The following is a 15,193-nucleotide window of genomic DNA, read 5'->3' as shown; positions in this document are numbered from 1 at the left end:
GCGGGCCCCCGCCCCCGGCCCCACGCGACGCGGCCCCGCCGCACCGCTCGATCGGATGATCGAAGAGTGGTGCGACGGGGCCGTTCAGCGGATCGGAGGCGTCACGCGTCCGTGAAGACCTCGCCCCGCTCCGCCTTCTCCACCAGCAGCGCCGGCGGCGTGAACCGCTCGCCGTACTTCTCGGCCAGCTCACGCGCGCGTGCCACGAAACCGGGCAGCCCACCCTCGTAACCGTTGATGTACTGGAGCACACCACCGGTCCAGGCCGGGAAGCCGATGCCCATGATGGAGCCGATGTTCGCGTCGGCGACCGAGGTCAGGACGTTCTCCTCCAGGCAGCGCACCGAGTCGAGCGCCTCGGAGAAGAGCATCCGCTCCTTCATGTCCTCGAAGGGGATGTGCACGTCGGTCCGGGTGAAGTGCTCACGGAGTCCCGGCCAGAGGCCGACCCGCTTGCCGGTCTCGTCGTACGCGTAGAAGCCCGCGCCGCCGCTGCGACCCGGACGCCCGAACTCGTCGACCATCCGGTCGATCACCGCGTCCGCCGGGTGCCCGGCCCAGGTGCCGCCGGCCTCCTCGATCGCGCGCCGCGTCTCGTTCCGGATCTTCCGGGGCAGGGTCAGGGTCAGCTCGTCCATCAGGGAGAGCACCTTGGCCGGGTAGCCGGCCTGCGCGGCCGCCTGCTCGACCGAGGAGGGGTCGACGCCCTCGCCGATCATCGCCACGCCCTCGTTGATGAACTGGCCGATCACGCGGGAGGTGAAGAAGCCGCGCGAGTCGTTGACGACGATCGGGGTCTTCTTGATCTGCCGTACCAGGTCGAAGGCGCGGGCCAGCGCCTCGTCGCCGGTGCGCTCGCCCTTGATGATCTCCACCAGCGGCATCTTGTCGACCGGCGAGAAGAAGTGCAGTCCGATGAAGTCGACCGGGCGGGAGACGCCCTCGGCGAGCACGGTGATGGGCAGCGTCGAGGTGTTGGAGCAGAGCAGCGCGTCCGGCTCGACGATGTCCTGGATCTCCTCGAAGACCTTGTGCTTGAGCGCGGTGTCCTCGAAGACGGCCTCGATCACGGCGTCGCAGCCGGCCAGGTCGGCCGGGTCGGCGGTGGGAGTGATCAGGGCCAGCAGCTCGTCCGCCTTCTGCTGGGTGGTGCGACCGCGGGAGACGGCCTTGGCGCAGAGCTTCTCGGAGTAGCCCTTGCCCTTCGCAGCGGACTCCGCCGTGACGTCCTTGAGGACGACCTCGATACCCGCACGGGCGCAGGAGTACGCGATGCCGGCGCCCATCATGCCCGCGCCGAGGACGGCGACCTTGCGGACGGGGCGCGGCTCGATGCCCTGGGGGCGGTTGGCGCCGGAGTTGATGGCCTGGAGGTCGAAGAAGAAGGCCTGGATCATGTTCTTCGCCGTCTGGCCGGTGACCAGCTCGGTGAAGTAGCGGGCCTCGATGGTCAGCGCGGTCTCGAAGTCGACCTGCGAGCCTTCGACGGCGCAGGCGAGGATGTTGCGGGGGGCCGGGTAGGGCGCGCCGTTCAGCTGCTTCTTCAGGTTGGCCGGGAAGGCCGGCAGGTTGGCGGCGAACCGCGGGTTCGACGGCGTTCCGCCGGGGATCTTGTACCCCTTGACGTCCCAGGGCTGCTGCGACTCGGGGTGCGTGTCGATGAAGGCGCGCGCCTTGGCGAGCATCTCCTCGGGCGTGGCGGCCACCTCGTGGATCAGGCCGTTCTCCAGGGCCCGCTGCGGGGAGTATTGGGTGCCCTGGAGCAGGACCTTGAGCAGGGCGTCGGCGATGCCCATGAGGCGTACGGTACGGGTGACGCCGCCGCCCGCCGGGAGGAGACCGAGCGTGACCTCGGGCAGGCCGATCTTGGAGCCGGGGGCGTCGAGCGCGACACGGTGGTGCGAGGCGAGGGCGATCTCGTAACCGCCGCCCAGCGCCGCCCCGTTGACGGCGGCGACGACCGGCTTGCCGAGCGTCTCGATCCGGCGCAGCGAGCGCTTGATCTCGGTGCCGGTGTCGAAGGCGATCTGGGCGTCCTCCGGGCGCAGCCGGATCATGTCCTTCAGGTCACCGCCCGCGAAGAAGGTCTTCTTCGCGGAGGTGTAGATGATGCCGCGGATGGAGTCCTTCTCGGCCTCGGCGCGGTCGGCGATCGCCGCGATGGAGTCCTTGAACGCCTGGTTCATGGTGTTCGCGGACTGGTTGGGGTCGTCGAGGACGAGGGTGACGACGCCGGTCTCGTCCTGCTCCCAGCGGATGGTGGTGCTCTGGCTCATTGCTGCTTCTCCGTAAGGCGGGTGAAGGCTGGTGGGAGGGAGGGACGGTCAGACGCGCTCGACGATCGTGGCGATGCCCATGCCGCCGCCGACGCACAGCGTGGCCAGGCCGTAGCGCTTGTCCTGGCGCTCCAGCTCGTCGATCAGGGTGCCGAGGATCATCGCGCCGGTCGCGCCGAGGGGGTGGCCGAGCGCGATGGCGCCACCGTTGACGTTGACCTTGTCGAGGCTGATGCCCATGTCCTTGACGAAGCGGAGCACGACGCCCGCGAAGGCCTCGTTGATCTCGACCAGGTCGATGTCGTCCATGGTCAGGCCGGCCTTGGCGAGCGCCTTGCGGGTGGCGGGCGCGGGTCCGGTGAGCATGATGGTCGGCTCGGAGCCGGAGACGGCCGCGGCGACGATCCGGGCGCGCGGGGTCATTCCGTACCGCTCGCCGACCTCCTTGGAGCCGATGGCGACGAGCGAGGCGCCGTCGACGATGCCGGAGGAGTTGCCCGCGTGGTGGACGTGGTCGATCTTCTCCACCCAGTGGTACTTCTGCAGCGCGACCGCGTCGAAGCCGCCCATGTCGCCGATGCCGGCGAAGGAGGGCTTGAGGGCGGCGAGCGAGTCGGCGGTGGTGCCGGGGCGCATGTGCTCGTCGTGGTCGAGGACGAGCAGTCCGCTGTGGCGGTCCTTGACGGGGACGACGGAGCGGTCGAAGCGGCCGTCCTTCCAGGCGGCGGCGGCGCGCTCCTGGGAGAGGGCGGCGTACTCGTCGACGTCGCGGCGGGAGAAGCCCTCGATGGTGGCGATGAGGTCGGCGCCGATGCCCTGGGGCACGAAGCCGGTCTCGTGGTTGGTCATCGGGTCGGCGAACCAGGCGCCGCCGTCGGAGGCCATGGGGACGCGCGACATGGACTCGACGCCGCCGGCGAGGACGAGGTCCTCCCAGCCCGACCGGACCTTCATCGCGGCCATGTTGACGGCTTCGAGGCCGGAGGCACAGAAGCGGTTCTCCTGGACGCCGGCGACGGTGTCGGGCAGGCCGGCGGCGATGGCGGCGATACGGGCGATGTCGGAGCCCTGGTCGCCGACCGGGCCGACGACGCCGAGGACGATGTCGTCGACGGCGGCCGGGTCGAGTCCGGGGAAGCGGGCGCGGATCTCGTGGATGAGTCCGACGACCAGGTCGATGGGCTTGGTGCCGTGCAGGGCGCCGTTGGCCTTGCCGCGGCCGCGCGGGGTGCGGATCGCGTCGTACACGTACGCTTCGGTGCTCACGAGAAGCCTTTCAACGATTCAGCGATGAGGGTGAGGGGAGAGGGGTCAGCCCAGCAGGGAACGTCCGATGATCTCCTTCATGATCTCGGTCGTCCCGCCGTAGATGGTCTGGATGCGGCCGTCGGTGAACGCACGGGCGACCGGGAATTCGGCCATGTAGCCGTATCCCCCGTGCAGTTGCAGACAGCGGTCCGCGACCCGCTTCTGCAGCTCGGTGGCCCACCACTTGGCCATGGAGGCGTGGACGGCGTCGAGCTCCCCGTTCGAGTGATCCACGATGCACCGGTCGAGGAACGTACGGGTGACGGCGCACTCGGTCGCCATCTCCGCGATCTCGAAGCGGATGTGCTGGAGCTTGGCCAGCGGGCGCCCGAAGGCCTCGCGCTCCTTCACGTAGCGCGTGGTGATCTCCAGGAGGTGTTCGGCGGCGGCGATGCCGGCCACGGCGATGGCCATCCGCTCCTGGGCGAGATTGGTCATGAGGTGGACGAAGGCGCCGTTGAGCTCGCCGAGGAGGTTCTCCTTGGGAACGCGGACGTCGTGGAAGAACAGTTCGGCGGTGTCCTGCGACTTCTGGCCGATCTTGTCGAGGTTCCTGCCTCGCTCGAACCCTTCCGTGCCCCGCTCGACGACCAGCAGCGAGAGCCCGTGCGCGCCCCCTTCGGGGGTCGTCTTCGCGACGACGATCACGAGGTCGGCGAGGATGCCGTTGGAGATGAAGGTCTTGGACCCGTTGAGCACCCAGTGGTCGCCGCGGTCCTCGGCGCTGGTCCTGATCCCCTGGAGGTCGGAGCCCGCGCCCGGCTCGGTCATCGCGATGGCGGTGATCAGCTCGCCCGTACAGAAGCCGGGCAGCCAGCGGCGCTTCTGCTCCTCGGTGGCGAGCGAGGTGAGGTACGGGCCGATGATGTCGTTGTGCAGGCCCAGGGCCATGCCGGGCGCGCCGGCCCGGGTGAACTCCTCGGCGAGGACGGCGCTGTAGCGGAAGTCCGGGTTGCCGCCGCCTCCGTACTCCTCGTCGACGGCGAGACCGAGCAGCCCCTGCCGTCCCGCGGCGCGCCAGGCCTCGCGCGCGACGATGCCGTCCTTCTCCCACTGCTCGTAGTGGGGCAGCACCTCCTTGGCGAGGAAGGTGCGGACGGTCTCGCGGAACGTCTCGTGGTCGGCGGTGTAGAGCTGGCGCTTCATGCCTGCGGCTCCTTGGAGGTGAGGGAGGACACGGCCCAGTCGCGGGCGACCTCGTCGGTGTCGGCGCCGGGCAGGGCGGGGCCGGTGCGCACGGTGCCGGGGGTGGCGGAGAAGCGGGGCGCGGGCGCGGGCTGGGTGAGGCCGGCGTGCTCGACGAAGGTGGCGCGGGCGGCCAGGTGCGGGTGGGCGGGGGCCTCGCGGAGCGAGAGGACCGGCGCCACGCAGGCGTCGGTCCCGTCGAAGACGGCTGTCCACTCGTCTCTCGTACGGGTGCGGAAGCGTTCCGCGACGGCGGTGCGCAGGTCGGCCCAGCGCCCGAAGTCCTTGCGGGCGGGGGCGAGGTCCTCGATGCCCAGGAGGCGTACGAACTCGTCGTAGAACTGCTGCTCCAGGGCTCCGACGGCCATGTACTGCCCGTCGGAGGTCTCGTAGGTGCCGTAGAAGGGGCAGCCGCCGTCCAGCAGGTTGATCCCGCGCCGGTCCTGCCAGCCGCCGGAGGCCAGCATGCCGTGGATCATGGTCGCGAGGTGGGCGGTGCCGTCGACGATGGCCGCGTCGACGACCTGTCCCTCGCCGTGTGCTCGGGCGTGCTGGAGCGCGGCGAGGACGCCGACGACGAGGTAGAGCGAGCCGCCGGCGTAGTCGCCGACGAGGTTCGCCGGGATGGCGGGCGGGCCGTCCGGGTCGGGACCGATCATGCCGAGGGTGCCGGTGATCGCGATGTACGCGATGTCGTGTCCGGCGGTCGTGGCGAGCGGCCCGTCCTGGCCCCAGCCGGTCATCCGGCCGTAGACGAGCTTCGGGTTGCGGGCGAGGCAGGCCTCGGGGCCGACACCGAGCCGCTCGGCGACGCCGGGCCGGTAGCCCTCGATCAGGATGTCGGCCCGTTCGACCAGGTCGAGGACGGTCGCGGGGCCGCCGTCGGCCTTGAGGTCGACGAGGACGGAGCGCTTGTTGCGGTTGGTGAGGTCGTACGCGGGGTCGATCCCCAGCCCGGAGCCGCCGGGCCGGTCGATCCGAACGACGTCGGCGCCGAGATCGGCGAGGAGCATGGCCGCGAAGGGCCCGGGCCCGATCCCCGCCAGCTCCACCACACGCACCCCGGAGAGCGGCCCGTTCCGGGCGGTCCGGGTCGGTTCCTTCGTCGCCGCCATCAAGCCCCCAGCTATGTGACACCAATGATGTAACACCAGTGATGCTAGGAACACGTTCCACTCCGCACAAGCCCCCCGGCCGAGCAAGCGCTTGGAAATTCGGTCCGTGGGAAAGCGCCCCCCGACGACCACCCCCGGCGTACCACGCGGGAGCTACCGCTAGGCTCCGCCGTCACAGGGGAAGCCGTAGGTGAAGGCGAGGGGCGCTGGATGGAGACCGGGAACGGCACGGGGCGGGACGCGAGGGAGCGGACGTACGACGTCGTCCTCTTCGGGGCGACGGGGTTCGTGGGCGAGCTCACCGCGGAGTATCTGGCCGAGCACGCGCCGGCCGGGTGCCGGTGGGCGCTCGCCGGGCGCAGTCGCGCCAAGCTGACCGCGTTGCGTGAGCGGCTGGCGGCTCGGTGGCCCCGCTGCGCCGAGCTGCCGCTGGTGGTCGCGGACTCCGCCGACGCGGACGCGGTGCGTGAACTCGCCGCGTCCACGCGGGTGGTGGCCACCACGGTTGGTCCGTACATCTGGTACGGCGAGGGCCTGGTGGCGGCGTGCGCGGAGGCCGGCACGGACTATGTCGACCTCACCGGCGAGACCGAGTTCGTCGACGAGATGTACGTACGCCACGACGCGCGCGCCCGGGAGACGGGGGCGCGGATCGTGCACGCGTGCGGCTTCGACTCCGTACCGCACGACCTGGGCGTGTACTACACCGTCCAGCAGCTGCCCAAGGACGTGCCCCTGCGCATCGACGGATTCGTACGCGCAGGTGCGATCTTCTCGGGCGGTACGCTCGCGTCGGCCCTGACGGCGATGGGGCGCGGCCGGGAGATCCTGCGCGCCGCGCGCGAACGGCGCCTGCACGAGCCGCGGTTGGTGGGACGTCGGGCCCGGGCGCCGCTCGGCGGGCCGCGCTTCAGCCGGGAGACCGGCACCTGGGCGCTTCCGCTGCCGACCATCGACGCCCAGGTGGTGGAACGTTCGGCGCGTGCGCTCGAGGCGTACGGCCCCGACTTCCGCTACCGCCACTACGCCTCGGTCAAGACCCTCCCGATGGCGCTCGGCGGCACCGCCGTGGTCGGCGCGGGTGTGGCGGCGGCCCAACTGGCGCCCGTGCGACGGTGGCTGATGGGCCGTTACGAGCCGGGGCAGGGTCCGAGCGCGGAGCGGCGCGCCCGTAGCTGGTTCTCCGTGCGCTTCGTCGGCGAGGGCGGCGGGCGGCGGGTCTTCACGGAGGTCTCGGGCGGCGACCCGGGATACGGCGAGACGGCGAAGATCCTCGCCGAGTCGGCGCTCTGTCTCGCCCTGGACGACCTGCCGAAGACCTCGGGGCAGGTCACGACGGCCGTGGCGATGGGCGACGCCCTGCTCGGCCGGCTCCGCGAGGCCGGCATCCGCTTCCGGGTGGCGCACCAGGGCTGACACCCGGGGCTCCCGGGCTCCGGAACGTCCCGGGGCTCCGGGAGTCCCAGGCCTCCGGGCCTCCCGGGCGTCGGCCTCAGTGGCGTACGAGACAGAAGGGGTGGCCGGCCGGGTCCCCGTAGATCCGCCAGGCCCGGTCGCCGCCCCCGTCGTCGAGCAGCCAAGCCCCGGACTCGATGACCACCTCATGGGCGGCCTCCAGATCGGCCACCCGGATGTCCAGGTGGAACTGCTGCTCGGCCGCGCCCCAGACGGGCGGCCGGTGGTCCGCCACGGCCTGGAAGGCGAGCACCGGAGCGCCGGCGGCGTCGTGCAGGGTGGCCCAGGCGTCGTCGACGGCCCACTGGGGGTCCGGCCGGTTGATCTCACCGCCGAGCAACTGCTGGTAGAACCGGGCCAGTTCCATGACATCGGTGCAGTCCAGGACGACACACTGGAGCGTGCCGATCACGCCGTCACCCACGCGGTGACGACGTAGACCATGGCGCAGAGCCACGCCAGGGCGACGAGCCCGGCGGCGGCGAGCATCGCGGTCATCCCGCGGTCTGCGGAGTGCGGTGTGGCGGGTACGGGGGTTGTCATGGACCCCAGCCTGCCGTCCATGATCGCGCCCCGCCAATCCGTACGCGTACTCAGCCGCCTACTCAGACCCCAGGGCGTCCCGCAGGGCGCGGCGGCAGAGGGAGTCGGCGTGGCGCGTGCTCTCCGGGATGCGGTAGCGCGGGGCGAGCAGCAGGGTGTGGGCGCAGGCGTTGTCGAGGGAGACCCGGTGGCCGACGGAGACGAAGACGGGCTTGACCCCGAACTGGGTGCGCAGGGCGCGTCCGACCTCCTCCTCGCCGGCCATGAGCGGGCTGAAGTCGCCTCGGTCCGGGCCGGGTTGGTCGTAGGCGAAGGTGAAGGGGTTCTTCGCGACGCCGATCGACGGTCGTCCGGTCAGCACACCGAGGTGGCTCGCGAGGCCGAAGCGGCGCGGGTGGGCGAGACCGTATCCGTCGCAGACGAGCAGCCCCGGGTCGGCGCTCAGCGAGGCGAGTGCGGCGAGCACCGTCGGGATCTCCCGGAAGGCGAGCAGACCGGGGACGTAGGGGAACGACACCCGGCCGACCGCCGTCGCCTCCTCCACGACGTCGAGCGTCCGGGCGTCGAGCACGACGGCCGCGGCCGCGACGAGGTCGCGCTCGTCGTCGTACGCGACGTCGAGCCCGGTGACGTGCCCCGTGCCGGGCGCCGGTCCCGGCTCGTCGAGTACGAGCCGCGCCCGCAGCTCTCCCTGCACGGCGCGGGCAGCCGTCTCGTCGGTGGGCCAGCCCTCGGGAAGGTCGGTGATCATCATGATGACGGCCACCCTACGGCCCCGGCACCGGGCGGCCGGCGGTCGCCGTCCGACAGGCGAGCGGGCTCCCGCGCCCCACCGGCCCCCGGGTAGCCTGGCGATCATGTTCGTACTGGAATTGACCTATACCGCCCCTGTCGAGCGGGCGGACGCACTGCTCGACGCGCACATCGAGTGGCTCGACGCGCAGTACGCCGCCGGTGTGTTCATCGCCTCCGGGCGGAAGAACCCGCGCGACGGCGGCATAATCCTCGCCTCCGGGGCCGACCGCGCGACGATCGAGAAGATCGTGGCGGCCGACCCGTTCACCGTCGAGGGTGTGTGCGCCTACCGGATCACGGAGTTCTACGCGACCAAGACGGCCGACGCGCTCGCCCCGTACCGGGAGCAGCTGCCCTCCTGACCACCCGCTAGCGCCTGCCGAGACGGGCGATCCGGCCCTTCTCGCCGGAGGCCCAGCACGCGCCGTCCCGCGTGCAGTCGACCGTGTCGTACGAGCCGGTGTCGACGGTCCGCCAGGTGCGGCCGCCGTCGGTCGTCAGGTCCGTGCCGGTCGGTCCGACCGCGAGAGCGGCCGAGGAGGAGTGCGGGAGCCAGGCCACGCCCGAGCGGTACGCGGGCGGCGGGGCGGAGGCGGCGCTCCACCGGCGTCCGCCGTCTCCGGTGACCGCGGCCGCCTGCGGCGAGGACTGGTCCTTGCGGTAGTCGCCGCCGACCGCGATCCCGTGCGTACGGTCACGGAAGGCGAGCCCGAAGACGCCCCGCGCCGGGTCGCCCGCCGGGATCGTCGAATCGGCGACGGTCCAGTTCAGCCCCCGGTCGCGGGAGTGCAACACGCGCGCGGTGGCACCACCGCCGGTCGCGAGCCAGACGTCCCTCGGTCCGGAGGAGACCAGGCACTGCCCGCTCGCCGCGAACCCCGCCTCACCGGGCAGCGCCGCCGGCATCCCCGCGTCCGGCAGCACCGCCCAGGACCGGCCGCCGTCCCGAGTGGAGAGGATCCGGTACTTGCCGTCCACCGGGTCGCTCATGGCGAGCCCGTGCCGCTGGTCGAAGAAGGTGATGCAGTCGTAGAAGGCCCGCGGGTCGGTGTTGCGGAAGGACTCCGTCCAGGTCGCCCCGCCGTCGTCCGTACGCAGGACCCGGGACGCCTCGCCCTCCCCGATCGCGAGGACCACGGCACGCCGGGCGTCGAAGGCCTCCACGTCGCGGAGTTCCAGCTCCCCCGCGCCCGGTGGCGAGACGTTCCGCCAGCTCCGGCCGCCGTCCGTGGTCCGCAGCACCGTGCCCTTCGAACCCGCGGCCCAGGCGGTCCCGCGGTCGACGGCCGCGAGCCCCCGGAAGCGGGCGTCGGTGCCCGTCTCCGTCAGCTGCCAGCCGGCGCCGTGCGACGCGAACGGCGCCGCCGCGTCCGGTGCGGGCTGCGGCGCGCCGTGCGCGGGGGCCGTCAGGACCAGCGCGAGGGCCGCCCCGCTCAGCCCCGCCGACATCATTCGTCTCGTCTTCCCCTTGGACGTCATGGCGCCGGAAGCTAGCCCACCCCGTGGACCCCGTCCAGAGCGCCTCGTGCCGTCCGCGGCGGTGACACAGGTCACGTGGCCCTCCAGTGCACGTTCCGGCCCCGTCGTTCGTCTTCCCTTGTGTCAGGGAGACGTCAGGAACCGAAGCCGCGCGACAGGAGCTGGCCTTGTCCACCGTCATCGAGCAGGCCGTTCAGGCCCGTCTGGTCGCATCCGCTCCCCGGATGGAAACCGTCCCCGCCACGCTGCGGTACGACCGCGAGGATCCCTTCGCGGTGAGCATGGCGTTCCCGCCGCCCGCGACGCTGGAGGGCGTCGAGGTGTCGTGGGCCTTCGCGCGCGAGCTGCTCGCCGAGGGCGTGGACGGGCCGGCCGGGCTCGGGGACGTACGGGTGCGTCCGTACGGCTACGACCGCACCGTCGTCGAGTTCCACGCGCCCGAGGGCGTGGCCGTGGTGCATGTCCGCACGTCCGAGCTGCGGCACTTCCTGAAGCGTTCGCAGCACCTGGTCCCGGCCGGGCGCGAGCACCAGTACCTGGACTGGGACCAGGATCTGGCGCAGCTCCTCGACGACTGACCGCCCGCCTCGCGGGTCGCCGCCCGCCCCCGTCCGTTAAATCGATTGTCTCCGCTCGGCCCCAGGCGTACCGTCCTGACCTGGCCCTGTTGTCGCCCGATCGGAGAAGGCCGTTGCTCGTCTGAGGATGCGAGACACCGTGCCGCGCGTGCCCCTGAGCTGCTTCACGCAGCGCCGCGTGTGCCGTCTTCGCCCTCGGCGTACGAGCATTTCCGCCTGCCCGCGCCCCGGTGTCTCACCCGTTGCCCCAGCCCACGCTCTTGCAACAGGGAGGCCCCCATGGCGACCCATCCCACCTTCATCACCTGCTCCTCCGTCTCCTTCTCCTGGCCGGACGGCACCGAAGTCCTGGACGACTTCCGGCTCGCCGTCGGCCCCGGCCGGACCGGCCTGATCGGTCTCAACGGCTCCGGGAAGTCGACGCTCCTCAAGCTCTTCGCGGGTGAGCTGACACCCGCCGAGGGCACGATCCTTACGGTCGGCGAGGTCGGCTACCTCCCCCAGAACCTCGTGCTCGACACCGCGCTGCGGGTCGACGAGGCGCTCGGGATCGCGGCGACCCGCGCCGCGCTGCACGCCATCGAGGCCGGCGATCCCTCGGAGGCGAACTTCGCGGCGGTCGGCGACGACTGGGACGTGGAGGAGCGGGCCCGCGCCACGCTCGACCAACTGGGGCTCGGACACATCGGTCTCGACCGGACCATCGGCGAGGTGTCCGGCGGCGAGTCGGTCCTGCTGCGGCTCGCCGCGCTGCTGCTCGCCCGGCCGGACATCCTGCTGCTCGACGAGCCGACCAACAATCTCGATCTGAAGGCCCGCGCCCGACTCTACGAGGCGGTGGACGCCTGGTCGGGCGTCCTGGTCGTGGTGAGTCACGACCGTCAACTCCTGGAGCGGGTAGACCAGATCGCCGATCTGCGCGACGGCGAGGTCACCTGGTACGGCGGCACCTACTCCGCCTACGAGGAGGCGCTCGCCGCCGAACAGGAGGCCGCGGAACGGATGGTGCGTGTCGCCGAGGCCGACGTTCAGCGGCAGAAGCGCGAACTCTCCGACGCACAGATGAAGTTGGCGCGCCGCAAGCGGTACGGCCAGAAGAGCTTCGAGAACAAGGTCGTACCGAAGATCGTCGCCAACAACCGCAGGGCCGCGGCCCAGGTGTCGGCGGGCAAGCACCGCGCCCTGCACTCCGAGCGGCTGGCCGAGGCACGGGAGCGCCTCGACCTGGCGGAGGAGGCCGTACGGGACGACGACGAGATCAGGATCGAACTCCCGCGGACCACGGTCCATCCCGGCCGTGAGGTGCTGCGCCTGCGCGAGCTGGAACTGCGGTACGGCGCCCGGGTCGACGGCGAGTTCGAGCTGCGCGGCCCGGAGCGGGTGGCGCTCGTCGGCCGGAACGGGGCCGGCAAGACGACCCTGCTGCGGACGATCGCCGGAGAGCTGGAGCCGGTCTCCGGCACGGTGGAGACCCACCTGCCACTCCGGTTCCTGCCGCAGCGGCTCGACGTCCTCGACGACGAGCTGAGCGTGGTGGCGAACGTGGCGCGGTTCGCGCCCGAGGCGACGGCGAACACCATCAGGGCGCGGCTGGCGCGGTTCCTGTTCAAGGGCGCGCGGGCGGATCAGCCGACCGGGACGCTGTCGGGCGGCGAGCGGTTCCGGGCGACGCTGGCGGCGCTGCTGCTCGCCGAACCGGCACCGCAGTTGCTGCTGCTGGACGAGCCGACCAACAACCTGGACATGGCGTCCGTGCGGAAACTGACGGCCGCGCTGGAGGCGTACGAGGGGGCGCTGATCGTGGCCAGCCACGACGTGCCGTTCCTGGAGTCGCTGGGCATCACCCGCTGGCTGCTGCTCGACGGCGAGCTGCGGCCGACGAGCCCGGAGGAGGTCGGTTCGGCGGTGCGGTGACGGTCGACGGCCGCGGCCGCCGCAGCCGCAGGATCCGGCTGCGGCGGTCGCGGCGTTTCCGGGACCGCGACCGGGGCCGGCCCTCCGCTCTGCGTAGTCATGATCACGCCACTCCCGGCGCACCCAGGGCCGTGACCTGCCTCTCCATGCACCGCCATCAGCAGCGCACATAACGGAACGTAATCGGACATCGTCCGTGCGGGCTTGGCCGAGGCCTTACGGAGCCTTAACCTACGGTCTCGTAACCTACGAATCCGTAGGTAATCCCGTATGCCCTCTCTCCGTCCCCAGGAGTTCCCCGTGACGCTCACCTCTCCCCACCTCGGCAGCTCGACAGGGTGGACCGATGCGCGGCTGCTCTACGCGCTGGAAGAGGTGGTGGAGAAGGAGCTCGACCGGCACCTCAAGGTCACCAAGGACTGGATGCCGCACGAGTACGTCCCGTGGTCCGACGGCCGGAACTTCCCGGGCTTCTTCGAGGACGGCGAGGCCTGGGACCCGTCCCAGTCGAAGGTCACCGAGGTCGGCAAGATCGCCCTCGTGGTGAACCTGCTCACCGAGGACAACCTGCCCAGCTACCACCACGAGATCGCCAGCCTCTTCGGCCGCGACGGCGCCTGGGGCACCTGGGTGCACCGCTGGACCGCCGAGGAGGGCCGTCACGGCATCGTGATGCGCGACTACCTGCTGGCCTCGCGCGCCGTGGACCCGGACAAGCTGGAGCAGTTCCGGATGGCGCACATGAGCGAGGGCTTCGAGTCCGACAACCGGCACTCGATGCTCCACTCCGTCGCGTACGTCGCCTTCCAGGAGCTCGCCACCCGCATCTCGCACCGGAACACCGGCCACCAGTCGGGCGACCCGGTGTGCGACCGGATGCTGGCGCGCATCGCCACCGACGAGAACCTGCACATGGTCTTCTACCGCAACCTGCTGGGCGCGGCCTTCGAGCTCGCCCCGGACCTGACGATGCAGGCCGTGCGGGACGTCGTCGTGAACTTCCGGATGCCGGGGCACGGCATGCCGGGGTTCGAGCGGGCGGCGGCGCAGATGGCGATCGGCGAGATCTACAACATGCGTATCCACCACGACGACGTGCTGCAGCCGGTCCTGCGCTTCCTGAAGGTCCTCCAGATCGACGGTCTCGGCCCGGAGGGTCTGAAGGCCCAGGAGGAGCTGGGGCTCTACATGAACGGTCTGGACAGCGAGGCCTCGAAGTTCGACGAGAAGCTGGCGGCCCGCAAGGCCCGCATGGCGGCCCGCGCGGCGGGCTGACCACCCGCCCCTGCGCCCGAGGCGCTCGCCGGTGCCCGCGTTCCGTTCACGGACGCAGGTGGCGGCGGGCGCCTTCCGTGCGCTTCAGCTGCCCCCGCTCCTTCTCCGAGAGACCGCCCCACACGCCGAACCGTTCGTCGTGCTCCAGCGCGTACTGGAGGCAGGCCACCCGGCCCTCGCACGCCCCGCACAGCTGCTTCGCCTCACGGGTCGAGGAGCCGGGCGCGGGGAAGAAGAACTCGGGCCCGGCCTGGGCGCACAGCGCGTTCTCCTGCCAGGACATGTCGGGGGCGGCCGGGGCGGTCATCACGATGGTGTCGGTCTGCATGGCCGATACGCTGCCGTCCGGCCGTAAACGGTCCATCAACGTTCGATCAATGCGGCGCGCCGGGCATCGTCGCGCGCCGTGTCACGCCGCCTCTTCGAGGGGGGCGCTCGTGATCACCGCGAAGCGCGCGCCGAACGGATCGGCGAGCTTCGCCACGCGGCCGACGCCCTCCGTCTCCATCGGGGCGAGCCGCACCGTACCGCCGAGGCGCTCGGCTGCCGCCACCGCCGCGTCGGTGTCCGGGACCTCGAAGTAGGCCAGCCAGGAGGGACCGCCCTCCGCCTCGACGGGGTCGAGGCCGAGCGGGACCACGCCGCCGAACATAGCCTCCTCGTCCTGCCCCGCCGGGTACAGCGTGATGTACGCGCCGACGTCGTCCGGCATCGGCATGGCGGCGCTGTCCATGCCGAAGACGGAGCGGTAGAACGCGACGGCCGCGGGCACGTCCGGGGTGTGGAGCTCGGCCCAGGTCAGGGAGTTCGGCCCGTCGACGAGGTCGAGGCCCTTGTACGTGCCGGGCTGCCAGGTGGCGAATCCGGCGCCGGCGGGGTCGGTGAAGACGGCCATGCGGCCGAGTTCGAAGACGTCCATCGGCTCGAAGAGGACCGTGCCGCCGCCCGCCTGGACCGCCTTGGCGGTGGCATCCGCGTCCGACGACTGGAAGTACACGGTCCAGGAGGGCGGGCCGCCCTGCCCGGGCTCGACCTGCATGGCGGCGGCGACCGTGCTGCCGTCGGAGCGGAACATCCCGTACCCGCCCGCCTCGGGGCCCGCGGAGACGAAGTCCCAGCCGAAGACGCCCTGGTAGAAGGCGGCCGCCCGGTCGATGTCCGGCGTGCCGAGGTCGATCCAGTTCGGTGATCCGGTGACGTAGCGCGAGGTGAGCATGGCGCTGCTCCTTAGGAGCTCCCAGGGAGTGGGGTGACGTCTCCGAGTCTGCCC

The 15,193-nt window shown here is 71.6% G+C and carries 15 protein-coding genes; 5 read left to right on the top strand and 10 right to left on the bottom strand.

The features are described 5' to 3' along the window. Nucleotides 1-101 precede the first annotated feature (101 nt). The 4 genes from ACZ3OF_RS01665 to ACZ3OF_RS01650 are packed head-to-tail and all read right to left on the bottom strand — an operon-like array spanning nt 102 to nt 5,884. Nucleotides 102-2,276, bottom strand: coding sequence for a 3-hydroxyacyl-CoA dehydrogenase NAD-binding domain-containing protein (locus ACZ3OF_RS01665; protein WP_467302065.1), 2,175 nt, complete (start codon nt 2,274-2,276; stop codon nt 102-104). 48 nt (nt 2,277-2,324) lie between these two features. After that, the gene (locus tag ACZ3OF_RS01660) at nt 2,325-3,542 is read right to left on the bottom strand and encodes an acetyl-CoA C-acetyltransferase (RefSeq protein ID WP_361594797.1); all 1,218 of its coding nucleotides are present in this window, start codon (nt 3,540-3,542) and stop codon (nt 2,325-2,327) included. A 45-nt stretch (nt 3,543-3,587) separates the two neighbouring features. Continuing rightward, complete coding sequence (locus tag ACZ3OF_RS01655) at nt 3,588-4,730, bottom strand: acyl-CoA dehydrogenase family protein (protein WP_361666865.1); 1,143 nt, start codon at nt 4,728-4,730, stop codon at nt 3,588-3,590. Further along, a complete protein-coding gene (locus ACZ3OF_RS01650; protein ID WP_467302062.1) occupies nt 4,727-5,884 on the bottom strand; it encodes a CaiB/BaiF CoA transferase family protein in 1,158 nt (385 codons plus the stop codon). The genes ACZ3OF_RS01655 and ACZ3OF_RS01650 overlap by 4 nt, the downstream gene beginning before the upstream one ends. 210 nt (nt 5,885-6,094) lie before the next feature. Between ACZ3OF_RS01650 and ACZ3OF_RS01645 the strand changes: the two genes are divergently transcribed. Further along, nucleotides 6,095-7,300 carry a saccharopine dehydrogenase family protein gene (locus ACZ3OF_RS01645; protein WP_361666867.1) on the top strand — a complete coding sequence of 402 codons (1,206 nt, stop codon included), beginning with the start codon at nt 6,095-6,097 and terminating at the stop codon, nt 7,298-7,300. A gap of 76 nt (nt 7,301-7,376) precedes the next feature. On the opposite strand, the gene ACZ3OF_RS01640 is transcribed toward ACZ3OF_RS01645, so the two are convergent. The 3 genes from ACZ3OF_RS01640 to ACZ3OF_RS01630 are packed head-to-tail and all read right to left on the bottom strand — an operon-like array spanning nt 7,377 to nt 8,636. After that, on the bottom strand, nt 7,377-7,751 hold the full coding sequence (locus tag ACZ3OF_RS01640) for a VOC family protein (RefSeq protein WP_361667327.1): 375 nt from the start codon (nt 7,749-7,751) through the stop codon (nt 7,377-7,379). Beyond that, nucleotides 7,748-7,882 (bottom strand): morphogenic membrane protein MmpA, encoded by a 135-nt coding sequence (gene mmpA / locus ACZ3OF_RS01635; protein WP_361666869.1) that lies wholly within the window; start codon nt 7,880-7,882, stop codon nt 7,748-7,750. Before mmpA ends, ACZ3OF_RS01640 begins: the two co-directional genes overlap by 4 nt. Nucleotides 7,883-7,940: 58 nt before the next feature. Continuing rightward, nucleotides 7,941-8,636: an endonuclease V gene (locus ACZ3OF_RS01630; RefSeq protein ID WP_361666871.1), complete on the bottom strand. Its 696-nt coding sequence runs from the start codon at nt 8,634-8,636 to the stop codon at nt 7,941-7,943. A gap of 103 nt (nt 8,637-8,739) precedes the next feature. Between ACZ3OF_RS01630 and ACZ3OF_RS01625 the strand changes: the two genes are divergently transcribed. Further along, complete coding sequence (locus tag ACZ3OF_RS01625; protein ID WP_361666872.1) at nt 8,740-9,039, top strand: YciI family protein; 300 nt, start codon at nt 8,740-8,742, stop codon at nt 9,037-9,039. A 7-nt stretch (nt 9,040-9,046) separates the two neighbouring features. Here the strand turns inward: ACZ3OF_RS01625 and ACZ3OF_RS01620 are convergent, their stop codons facing one another. Next, nucleotides 9,047-10,156, bottom strand: coding sequence for a WD40/YVTN/BNR-like repeat-containing protein (locus tag ACZ3OF_RS01620; protein ID WP_467302057.1), 1,110 nt, complete (start codon nt 10,154-10,156; stop codon nt 9,047-9,049). A gap of 167 nt (nt 10,157-10,323) precedes the next feature. Here ACZ3OF_RS01620 and ssgD point away from each other — a divergent pair, with 167 nt between their 5' ends. From ssgD to ACZ3OF_RS01605, 3 genes are all read left to right on the top strand, one after another. Then, on the top strand, nt 10,324-10,734 hold the full coding sequence (ssgD, locus tag ACZ3OF_RS01615; protein WP_361666873.1) for a spore wall synthesis regulator SsgD: 411 nt from the start codon (nt 10,324-10,326) through the stop codon (nt 10,732-10,734). 279 nt (nt 10,735-11,013) lie between these two features. Continuing rightward, nucleotides 11,014-12,648: an ABC-F family ATP-binding cassette domain-containing protein gene (locus tag ACZ3OF_RS01610; RefSeq protein ID WP_361666874.1), complete on the top strand. Its 1,635-nt coding sequence runs from the start codon at nt 11,014-11,016 to the stop codon at nt 12,646-12,648. A 300-nt stretch (nt 12,649-12,948) separates the two neighbouring features. After that, complete coding sequence (locus ACZ3OF_RS01605) at nt 12,949-13,923, top strand: acyl-ACP desaturase (protein WP_361666875.1); 975 nt, start codon at nt 12,949-12,951, stop codon at nt 13,921-13,923. A gap of 46 nt (nt 13,924-13,969) precedes the next feature. Here the strand turns inward: ACZ3OF_RS01605 and ACZ3OF_RS01600 are convergent, their stop codons facing one another. Together ACZ3OF_RS01600 and ACZ3OF_RS01595 are read right to left on the bottom strand one after the other, a co-directional pair. Beyond that, nucleotides 13,970-14,251, bottom strand: coding sequence for a WhiB family transcriptional regulator (locus ACZ3OF_RS01600; protein WP_361440420.1), 282 nt, complete (start codon nt 14,249-14,251; stop codon nt 13,970-13,972). 81 nt (nt 14,252-14,332) lie between these two features. Beyond that, entirely contained in the window at nt 14,333-15,139 is an 807-nt protein-coding gene (locus ACZ3OF_RS01595; RefSeq protein WP_361666877.1) for a VOC family protein, read from the bottom strand. Nucleotides 15,140-15,193 lie beyond the last annotated feature (54 nt).

The organism is Streptomyces sp. NPDC022552 (assembly GCF_055561875.1).
The sequence above is the reverse complement of the archived record's forward strand: the minus strand, read 5'-3'. Positions and strand labels throughout refer to the sequence as shown.

Coding starts and splice junctions, on each gene's coding strand:
- ACZ3OF_RS01665 (WP_467302065.1), bottom strand. CDS start 2,276: ATGAGCCAGAGCACCACCATCCGCTGGGAGCAGGACGAGACCGGCGTC.
- ACZ3OF_RS01655 (WP_361666865.1), bottom strand. CDS start 4,730: ATGAAGCGCCAGCTCTACACCGCCGACCACGAGACGTTCCGCGAGACC.
- ACZ3OF_RS01650 (WP_467302062.1), bottom strand. CDS start 5,884: ATGGCGGCGACGAAGGAACCGACCCGGACCGCCCGGAACGGGCCGCTC.
- ACZ3OF_RS01645 (WP_361666867.1), top strand. CDS start 6,095: ATGGAGACCGGGAACGGCACGGGGCGGGACGCGAGGGAGCGGACGTAC.
- mmpA (WP_361666869.1), bottom strand. CDS start 7,882: ATGACAACCCCCGTACCCGCCACACCGCACTCCGCAGACCGCGGGATG.
- ACZ3OF_RS01630 (WP_361666871.1), bottom strand. CDS start 8,636: ATGATGATCACCGACCTTCCCGAGGGCTGGCCCACCGACGAGACGGCT.
- ACZ3OF_RS01625 (WP_361666872.1), top strand. CDS start 8,740: ATGTTCGTACTGGAATTGACCTATACCGCCCCTGTCGAGCGGGCGGAC.
- ACZ3OF_RS01620 (WP_467302057.1), bottom strand. CDS start 10,156: ATGACGTCCAAGGGGAAGACGAGACGAATGATGTCGGCGGGGCTGAGC.
- ACZ3OF_RS01610 (WP_361666874.1), top strand. CDS start 11,014: ATGGCGACCCATCCCACCTTCATCACCTGCTCCTCCGTCTCCTTCTCC.
- ACZ3OF_RS01600 (WP_361440420.1), bottom strand. CDS start 14,251: ATGCAGACCGACACCATCGTGATGACCGCCCCGGCCGCCCCCGACATG.
- ACZ3OF_RS01595 (WP_361666877.1), bottom strand. CDS start 15,139: ATGCTCACCTCGCGCTACGTCACCGGATCACCGAACTGGATCGACCTC.